Origin of the sequence: Ruminococcus sp. YE71, from assembly GCF_900119155.1 — a bacterium.
In the GTDB taxonomy this organism is placed as follows: Bacteria; Bacillota; Clostridia; order Oscillospirales; family Ruminococcaceae; genus YE71.
Map to the genome: position 1 here is coordinate 33,423 of NZ_FPIR01000025.1, position 10,030 is coordinate 43,452.

General features: G+C 41.8%; 7 protein-coding genes. 4 read left to right on the top strand and 3 right to left on the bottom strand.

Going from position 1 to position 10,030, the window contains the following annotated elements; translation table 11 throughout:
• Nucleotides 1-15: 15 nt before the first annotated feature.
• The 4 genes from BT142_RS19770 to BT142_RS18560 are packed head-to-tail and all read left to right on the top strand — an operon-like array spanning nucleotide 16 to nucleotide 5,730.
• A complete protein-coding gene (locus BT142_RS19770) occupies nucleotides 16-3,669 on the top strand; it encodes a helicase HerA domain-containing protein (protein WP_072419351.1) in 3,654 nt (1,217 codons plus the stop codon).
• Nucleotides 3,669-4,379 (top strand): DNA/RNA non-specific endonuclease, encoded by a 711-nt coding sequence (locus BT142_RS16890; RefSeq protein WP_072419352.1) that lies wholly within the window; start codon nucleotides 3,669-3,671, stop codon nucleotides 4,377-4,379. Before BT142_RS19770 ends, BT142_RS16890 begins: the two co-directional genes overlap by 1 nt.
• Complete coding sequence (locus BT142_RS16895) at nucleotides 4,376-4,756, top strand: immunity protein YezG family protein (protein WP_072419353.1); 381 nt, start codon at nucleotides 4,376-4,378, stop codon at nucleotides 4,754-4,756. The genes BT142_RS16890 and BT142_RS16895 overlap by 4 nt, the downstream gene beginning before the upstream one ends.
• A gap of 35 nt (nucleotides 4,757-4,791) precedes the next feature.
• Nucleotides 4,792-5,730, top strand: a complete 939-nt coding sequence (locus BT142_RS18560) for an AlbA family DNA-binding domain-containing protein (RefSeq protein ID WP_084659539.1) — start codon at nucleotides 4,792-4,794, stop codon at nucleotides 5,728-5,730.
• Nucleotides 5,731-5,846: 116 nt separating this feature from the next.
• On the opposite strand, the gene BT142_RS16910 is transcribed toward BT142_RS18560, so the two are convergent.
• The 3 genes from BT142_RS16910 to BT142_RS16920 all read right to left on the bottom strand — a co-directional run bounded on the left by BT142_RS16910 (nucleotide 5,847) and on the right by BT142_RS16920 (nucleotide 9,806).
• Entirely contained in the window at nucleotides 5,847-7,289 is a 1,443-nt protein-coding gene (locus BT142_RS16910) for a hypothetical protein (protein WP_072419354.1), read from the bottom strand.
• 794 nt (nucleotides 7,290-8,083) lie between these two features.
• Complete coding sequence (locus tag BT142_RS16915) at nucleotides 8,084-9,409, bottom strand: serine hydrolase domain-containing protein (RefSeq protein WP_072419355.1); 1,326 nt, start codon at nucleotides 9,407-9,409, stop codon at nucleotides 8,084-8,086.
• 208 nt (nucleotides 9,410-9,617) lie between these two features.
• The gene (locus BT142_RS16920) at nucleotides 9,618-9,806 is read right to left on the bottom strand and encodes a flavodoxin family protein (protein WP_072419356.1); all 189 of its coding nucleotides are present in this window, start codon (nucleotides 9,804-9,806) and stop codon (nucleotides 9,618-9,620) included.
• Nucleotides 9,807-10,030: the final 224 nt, after the last annotated feature.

Here is a 10,030-nt window from a genome sequence, read left to right on the forward strand (position 1 = left end):
AAATGGGGGTACACTATGGCTATATTGGCAACTATCAAAAGCGGAGCAGGTAAAATAGCAGGAAAAGTCGCAAACAAAGGCGGTAATATTGTCGCAAAGGCTTCGGGACTAAGCTCTGCACAGCTTGAAAAGATAGAGGAAAAGCGTAATGCTTATCTCATGGAAAAGCCTGAGACCGATCCCGAAAGCATCGAAAGACTGTTAGGCTCGTATGCCATTGAAGCCTATGAAGCGTATCTCCCTCAGCTTTCAGAGCTTTACAAACCGATGTTTATCGGTGAAGCTGATGATGAGAGAAGTCTTGATAACCGTATCCGCTATTTTGAGGTAACAAAGTGGGTCACTGATCCGACTGAGGATAATCTTGATAAGCTCACGAATATGTATCATGTTCTTTCAGAGGAAAACTGCAATATCGCACTCATTTTTAATCGCCGAGTTAGCGGTACTACGGTTTATTTCGCAGTTGTCAACAATAGCGAAAAGGATACTCCTCATATCGCTGATATGTTCGGAAAGCGACTTGAATCGTCCTTGTTGGGTAACTTTCCCGGCGCAGAGATCATGAAGTTGCCGCATGACAAGCTGAATGCAGGCGTTATTCCTGTTTTAAAGGACATAAAAAAGTCCTCAGTCGCTATCGTGTCCAATATAGCGTCCGAGAAGTCAGAAAAGTTTATAAGTCAAAGTATGGAAAAGCTCATTGACGGTATTGTTCCGAGCAGTGAACTTGAAGAATATACTATTGTTCTTCTTGCAACACCCGTAAAAGAGCAGCTTGAAAGGAAAAATGCTCTCAGCGAGCTGTATTCAAAGTTAGCGCCATTCTCAACGTGGTCAACTACATTCACGCTTTCAGAGACCACAGCGGTAGGTTCATCGGCAACATTCGGAGCAAATCTCGGCGGTTCAGCAGGCAGACAGATAGGAGATACTACTACCGCTGGTACAAATAGTTCAAGAGGCACGACTGCCAGCGATAGTACAGCACATACGGATTCATCTACTGATAGCACAACAGACGGTACGAACAGCAGTACCTCATCTGGCACAAGTGATAGCACAAATCAGTCGACAAGTCAAGGAACAAGCACTAATACAAGCACTGCGAACATGACAGGCGAAAACAGTTCAACAACAGGTGGAATAACATTAAATCAATCATCTGCTACAAATGTTTCTGCAACAGCATCAGCAGCTCCAATGGGCGTTGGTGCTTCAGCTACAGTTGGTGAAACTATTACACTTGGAGCAAGTGAGTCGCTTAGTACCACAGGTGGAAAAAGCAGTAGTACCACTAATACGACAGGTACAGGGACATCAACTACTAATACAAGCGGAACGGGTCATACAATAACTCAAACTGCTGCACAGGGACTGTCTCACGCTGAAACCGCAGCGAAAGGTCTTGCTGATACGGTCACAAAGGGCAAGTCTATTACCGATACGATAGGCAGAATGGCATCTAATGCCCATAGTATAGCCACAAATATAGGTATGAACTTTGGCGTAAACTTCTCCCGCTCGTCCAACGTTACCGTTCTTATGGGCAAAAATGATGCCCTGACACAGAATTTCGTAAACTATGATGTAAAGAATACGCTGGAGCTTATAGAAAAGCAGATAAAGCGTGTGGAACAGAGTACAGCACTCGGTATGTGGGATTTCTCTGCCTACTTTATGTCTGAAAGCCCTATAATTGCCAACAATACTGCTCATATGTATCTTGCCTTAACACAGGGCGAGAATTCATATCTGTCACAGTCTGCTGTTAATCTCTGGGAATACCGTGAGGAACGGAAAGACGATATAGCTAACATCATGGGTTTTATCAGGAGATTACAGCATCCGGAATTTGAACTTGATATAACTCCTGATGATCCGTCGTTCGATCCGGATTGGCTGATGTATCCGCCTCATGTTAATGCTACAGTATCGCTTACTGGCAGAGAACTTGCATATTCGCTTAATCTGCCTAAAAAGTCGGTAAGTGGGCTTCCTGTACTTGAAAGTGTTGCATTTGGCAGAGAAGTGCAGAAGTTTACACCGCCAAGTGATAAATCCCCTAAAACACTTATCGCAGGCAATGTATATCATATGCGTAAAGAGGATAAGAATATCCGTGTCAAGCTCGATATGGACAGCCTTTGCGCTCATACATTCATAACAGGCTCAACAGGAACAGGTAAGTCAAATTTTATATATAATTTGCTTGAACAGATATATGAGGAAGACAAGCATTTTCTTGTTATCGAGCCTGCAAAGGGCGAATACAAGAATGTTCTCGGTGGATTTGATGATGTCAGCGTATACGGAACCAATCCTATGTACACCGAGCTCCTGCATATAAATCCGTTCTCATTCCCGAAGCATATCAATGTTCTGGAGCATATTGACCGCCTTGTTGAGATCTTCAATGCCTGCTGGCCCATGTATGCAGCTATGCCAGCCGTTTTGAAAGATGCTATAGAGAGAGTATACAAGGATAAAGGCTGGATATTCTCAAATCCTGCGTATTACAGTGATGATTTCCCGACATTCGCTGATTTGATAAAGGTATTGCCCGAAATTATGAGTGAGTCTCTGTATTCCGCAGACACCAAGAGCGACTATTCGGGAGCTTTGATAACAAGAGTAAAATCCCTGACGAACGGTATCAACGGTGAGATATTCTGCTCTACTAAGGAGATAGGCAACGAAGCTCTCTTTGACAGGAATGTCATTGTTGATATAAGCAGAGTCGGTTCTGTTGAGACCAAATCGCTTATTATGGGTATTCTTATCATGAAGTTGCAGGAATACCGTATGCAGCCCGATAAGATGAATGAGAGCTTACAGCATATTACTGTATTGGAGGAAGCTCACAATCTACTCAGACGAACTTCCTTTGCTCAGGCACAGGAATCATCAAATCTACAGGGCAAGTCTGTTGAGATGCTCACAAATGCGATTGCAGAGATGCGTACATACGGTGAAGGCTTTATCATTGCAGACCAAGCTCCCGATATGCTTGATGAGGCAGTTATCCGCAACACAAATACCAAGATCATTTTCCGACTTCCCGATGAACATGATTGTGAGCTTGTCGGAAAGTCTATAGCCCTGACTGATGTTCAAATCAAGGAGCTTGCGAAACTGCCTGCATTCGTTGCAGTTATTCATCAGAACGATTGGATAGAAGCAGTATTATGCAAGTCTGAAAAATACGATAAAGAGCGTAAATATGCTTTCAACAAGAAAGAGAGCAATATATCTGCTTATCATCTTATGCTGAATATTTACGGCATTTCCGAAAAAATAGCTTTGGCTGACGAAGAAAAGGCAGAAGTGCTTGATTGGATAAACAGGCTTGAAAACGGCGATAACACAAAGCGTATCCTCCGTAAAGGACTTGCAGATGAATCGCTTACCGAGGAAGAAAAGCTAATTGTTGCTTATAATGTATTCGGCGGACATAGAACCGCAATGCTTCTCAGAAACGCTGAAAACAACGAAGTCGGTCTCATCCGTGTACGTCGGTCTATTGGAAGTGTATTCTCGCTTGACAGCGATGATAAGCTGATAGATACAGTTCAGCAGTATATCTGCATTGCTATTAACCGTGAGGAAACTTGTGCGGATATTGCTCGCAGATACCAATATTTCGGAATGAATGGGGGTATCATGTAATGATGAACATGAAAGATGTATCATCTGATGTTAATCCTGCAAAGGTTTCAGAAATCAAGCCAGTTGAAGTTCCGAAAGAGATAGGCGAAAATAAGAACAGTTATACCGATGCTCCAAAAGAAATCGGTGAGAACTCTGCTAAGGCACAGGATATACCACAAGAAATCGGAGAAAATAACGATTTACAGCCTAATACTGTTTTTGAAGTTGACGGTGAAAAGCACTATACCGATGATAACGGCGAAGTATACTGTGTCAATAATGATCTTATACCTAACAATACTTATGAACTTAACGGTTATAAATATGAAACAGACGATATTGGTAGAAAAATATCTGCTGAAGGTAAACTTCAAATCAAGGATCATGAGGGCAGAGGTGAAATAAAGGTTTCAAAAGCTGAAATTGGAAAGGGCGATGAGAAAGCCACAGATGACAGAGGTCACATTATAGGCGATCAATTCAATGGTGCAGGAGGAGTTGGCAACTTAGTACCGCAAGATCGTTTTGAAAATCAATCAGGAGATTATTGGAAATTAGAAAAGCAGCTTGCTAAAGAAGTAAGCGATGGAAAAGATGTTTATATGCGTGTTGACTTAGATTATCCTGGCAATTCATACCGTCCCGATAGCTTTTTAATAAGTTATTCAATTAACGGAGAAGAATTTACAACGACAATTTTTAACACTCCAAGAGGTGAATTAAAATGATAGATATACCATATCAGAGCATATTCAATACATTGCAGGAGGTATTGCCCGATGATTGGCATAAGGTAGTATTCTACGCACAATACGGCGAGAATAGCTACAGTATGAAATACTTTGTTGACTCAGGCGATGGAGTATATACTGAATGCTTTAAGCTCAAAGGCATATCCAAGAAAGATATAATAAAAGCATTTGCTGTTATCGACAGTCAGATAATGCCTGTTCGTAAGGAATTGAGCAAGAAGGATACATGGTATGTTATGACGCTTATAGTTGACGATGAAGGCAATTTCAAGGCAGATTATGAGTATGAGGATATTTCCGAAGATTCTATTGGATATTATCAGCGTTGGAAGGAGAAGTATTTGAATCAATGAAGTAACTAATTGAGCCTTTTTAAGAGAGGTGCATTATGAATAAACAAACTGTAATGAAGTTGATTAGCAAGGGCGAATCATCAACGGTAGAGTTCAAATCAGGAAAAAGCAAAGAATTCACCAATATATATCGTGTAATGTGTGCTTTTGCTAACTGTAAAGGCGGGTATCTGTTACTTGGTATATACGATAATGGCGAAATTATAGGTTGTGAAGCCAATTACATTAGTGCTATCAAATCAAGAATTCAAAGGGAAAATGGCAGTTCAAATGCCATCATCCCTAAAATCAGTTTTCAAATTGAGATAATAAGCATTGATTCGAAAAATGTCCTTTGCATTTCAGTAAATAAAAGTAATAAGATTCATACATATAAAGGAACTGCATTTTACCGTATTAATGATATAATTGTTAGCCGTGAAGCAGCTAATGCCTATAAAAGAATCAATAGAAGTGGTGTCTACAATTTTTTAATGCATGATGACAGTTCTCAAATTAGTAGCTATCAAGCAGCATTTAGAATCTTAGAACCATTTAAAGACTGGGTTGAAAATCACAAAGGATGGCAAACAATTCGCAATTTACCGGACTCTTCTAAAGAAAAAGATATACAGCGCCTAATCGATCTAAAGGGAAGAGATTATTGTGAAGATAATAATATTGATATGTCATTTGAAGCCAACGAAGGACCTGGAACGTTGGATTTAAAGCTAAGTCGAGGAAATGACAAGACAGTAATAGAAATTAAACTTTCTACAAATGATCAATACTTGCATGGATTTGAAGTTCAAATTGAAGAATACGCAAGAGCTGAAAACACAAAAAATAGAATCTATGTATACATCCAACTTGGCAATCCAACAAGAACAAAAAGAATAAGAGAGTTGTATGAAAAAAAGAAAGAAGCAGGAGAGAATCCACCTTTTCTCTATATTATTGATTCACAGGTAAGACAATCTGCGAGTAAAAAATAATCTATCTATAAATTCAAAACAGGCAGAGCCGATTTTCGACTCTGCCTGTTCAATTCATAGCCCACTGTATAGGTCTTTCATATTAGTTTTTAGAAAACTTCTATATTAGTACCGACCTAATAGTCACCGGTCTTAGTAGAATGCCTGCCGCCTTCTAATGTCACTTTATGGATCTCGAACTCATCGCTCACTGCCATGCCGGTATAGCGTGTCTGCGAATCCTTTCCGGTTACATAAGCATGGCATTTTCCGGGTTCATCCGGAGCGGCTGTAAAGGTATGGTCATCATCAGTTCCGTAGGTTATATTCAGTTTTGACAGATTAATTTTTCCAATACCTTCTAACGTGACAGAAGAGACCATATTGTTTTCATTCAGCTCAACAACAGCGTCTGAAAGGTCATACTGAGCATCCTGGTCAATTTTTTCATAATACACCTTGACGTTTTTGATCTGCGTAATTGTTTCCATATCATCGTATAATACAAGCTCATCAACGTCATACTCAATATCGTCAGCAACTATTATACCGCCGGCTGCAAAATTATCACACGACAGCTTTCCGTTAGAGATATCAAAAGAGTCTATATTGTCTATACCATCGCGTTTATATCCTATTGTATATTCGACCCTGGTTATCGTGTAACCCGATGCGACTCTGACGACCACCTCTTTATCTCCCAATTTGCCGACACGCAATCCGTCTTCATCAAACATGAAGCCTACTACTGTACAAATTGTGCCGGAATAGGTCTGGGTAGTTTTTTTATTTGTGGTAGAAAATGTGTCGAAAGCTTCATACGGTTCCAGCGTGAATGTCTGCTGAACCTCGCCCTCATAATTGCCCTGACCCGTGATAACGGCGGTGTAAGTGCCGGGTTCGGCAGGAGGATCTTCAAGCGGGGTATCGCCCTGCTTGTAGGAAACGGTGTAGTCTGTGGTCGCCGAAAGCGTGGTCTCGCCGACAACTACCGATGCAACGTCAGCGCTGTTGGTCGCCATTGTGACGGTGGTGTTTTCGGCGGTGAGGGTGGTTTTGGTCGATACCTCTTCATAAGTGATAACTGCGGAATTGACAATAATGCTACCCGATTCTACGTTATCAGCAGTTATAACGCACTCTGACGTGATATCTTCTATAACTATCTTTCGGTTGCTCGCACTGGTATCAGAGGATACAGTACCATTGCCCGAATATATCCTGATATTACTCGGAGTAATATAACCATATGCCCAAATAGCGTTAAATTCAATTCGTTTGATTTTTACGCTTGGATCAGTAACAGATATAGTAATTCTGTTATCATATCCCTCATTGATTTTAACTCCAGACGCCTGAGATATGCTGCCAAAATTGCCTGAAATCGTTGCTTTGTCACCGACATTTGAGTTTGAAGTCAAAGAAATAGTCTCCGACGTTGTACTTTCATCATTATCCGCACTCGCCACTAAAGCCGTCCAGCTCGTTACCGCCTGCGAAATAGGCTCAAAAGGCACCGAGCCTGTCACCATCGAGAGCGCCATGATACCGGCTGCTGCTCGTTTCCAAGAACTCCTCATGATATGATCCTCCTTTTTTATAATAAAATTCAAGCACACCCCGAAAAGCATATTATTTTTTTCGGGATGCGCAGTACTTACAATATTACTAAAAAGATTACATTTTGTTCAAATCTTTTCGACAAATTTGTCATAATATACCGTGACATAATTTGTCAATACTTTTGCAATATATTTTATTCTTTTAACAAAATTGGTTAAGCAAATCGGAGACGGACATAATTTATAAACGTTTTCGGAGGGCTTTACACAACAGAAAACCGGCAGTTTCGTAAAGAAACTGCCGGGTGATAGGTCAGTAATAAACAACAAATCCGAACACCTTGTCGGTTATGAAGGTGTTCGGATTATGATTGATTGGCTCCCCCTGTTGGACTCGAATTGTTATTCTTGTTTCCAACAAGCTTCAGTAACTGTCGCAAAAGCACGATATACCGCGCTTTTATAGTAACTTAGAACAATCGTTTTTAACTAACTTTATGTGGGTTTTAAAGACCAATAAAGACCAAATAAGTACCAAGATGATGGCGTGTTCCGTTAATCCATTCTATAATTGTTCTAAATTATTCTATTCTTTGACAGAGATTTAATTGAACAAGATACTAGTTATTAATCGCTCTTGCAGAATAGATAATAGTCATACAATCTGATCGAACTCCAGTTTCATATTTAACATTCACGTTTAGGTGTCACCCCTCTTGGCAGCTGCGAGCAGCGCAGCGGTGAAGAAACCGACAATTCCGCCGATCATCATTCCTATAACAAACTTTATCATCCTCTTATCCTCCTATTATTCATATGACCTTCCTATACGCTTTTCGGCTGACAGCATCAAGGCTGTCCAGCCGATTTTTTATGCTCAAAGGATAGTCACGGTCCGAATCGTATAGAGCATACTTTTCTTCCTTACTGCCAAACAGCAGCTTATCGAGATAGTATTCCACATAATCACGCTGGTGAAGGCTCTCGATATAGAGCAGAACGGGAATGCCGCTGCAAAATGCAGTTTCACCCGGTTCGTTGGTAAGCACCGCGATCCCCAGACCGCTGATCGGGTCAAATTCAAGCGCAGCCGTACATCCGCCCGTATTTCCGCCGTGTCCTAAAGTCTGCACCTTGCGCTGTTCCGTCCATAGACCGTGGCAGTTCTTTTCAACATCGGTATCGCCGTAGTATGATGTGGCTTTGAACATCTCATCACGGGTGCTGTCATTCTCAAACAGCGGACAGTCCTCTGCCACAAATGCCTGACCGAATTTTGAAAGGTCTCCAAGCGTACTCATACACGAACCTGCGGGAAAAAGCTGGACTGCATAGCGGCACTCGCCGTAATCCTCGTTGAATTTTTCGTCTTCATAGCGTCCATAGCATTTCAGTTCAGGGCGCTTTTCAGCTACCCATTCGTTGTCTTTCTGCTGAGGGTCAATCGAGGAATGCTCCATACCCAGCGGCTCAAAAATGTTCTCGTGAACGTAGGAAACATAGTCCTCGCCGTTTGTCTGCTCAACGATGTAAGCCGCCAGTGCCGTACTCCAGTTGGAATACACCGTGTATTCGCCCACATGGAACGCCTGCCAGCATTCGCAGGCTTTTACAGCGTCTTCAAGAGTATCATAAACATCATCGGGCGCTGCTTCCTGATTTTCGTAAAAGCTCTCCTGAAAGCCCGCATTGTGGCTCATCAGGTTTATCATGGTTATCTTTTCGTCGGGGTACTGCAATTTGGTGAGAAAACCGTCGGGGAGATAATCGCGGATGTCTGCTTCAAGATCGATATTTCCTCGTTCCCACTGCTGCATGACCGAAGTCCATACAAGCATTTTTGAGGTGCTTCCCCACTCGTAGACTGTATCCGAATTTGCGGCAATATCGTTCTCAATGTCCGCATAGCCGTAATATCCGTCATAAACAACTCCGTCCGCATCAAATACGCTTACTGCACACGAAGCAAGCCCTGCCTCACGTTCTTTTATGTAGCTGTCGATCCTGCTGCCGATGTCACTATAAGCGATTCCCGATGGAGTAGCTTTTTCCGCGTTTTCTGCCGAAGCAGTAACACCCGTTCCGAATGATGTTGCTGCAAGAATAAATGCTGATAATGCCGATATAATTCTTTTCATATTGATTTCTCCTTTGGGCAGTGGTTTATCGTATGAATACATGATACGATAGCTGCCTTACATGAAGAATTGAATTGTATTACCCGAACATTAAATTATTGCAGGTGCATAATCATAAGGACTTATCTCCGAGTAAACAGAGACAAGTCCTTATATTTTCGGCTGTTATTGTATAACCAACCGTCCAAGCTTTACCAAATAATCGTTGTTAAGGTGTTGCGTTCGGCACGCCGTTTAGGAGTTTCTGTCTGATATTCAGCATATCGTCACGCTGTACGCAGTTACCCTCATAACCGCAGGAAACACAGCCCGTGCAGGGGTGAATATTTGCATGACAGACATCTATGATTTCGACATTGTGACCGCTTTCCTCTGCACCTTTTTTGAAGCTGTCCATAAGAATACTTGTTGAGCCTTCCGTCACACGGTCACAGATGACATAGCCTTATGAACCGCCTCCTGCATACCGTCAACTGAACTTGTCAATCCCACTTGACACATTTTATTCGAACAGTTTTAAGCAGCAAGGCTTAAGCTGTCATAGTAGAGAGCTCTCTTGACAGCAGGCGGCAGTCCGCCGTTAGCGGTGCATATTCTCCGGTTAGCCCAGTAGCTCATGTA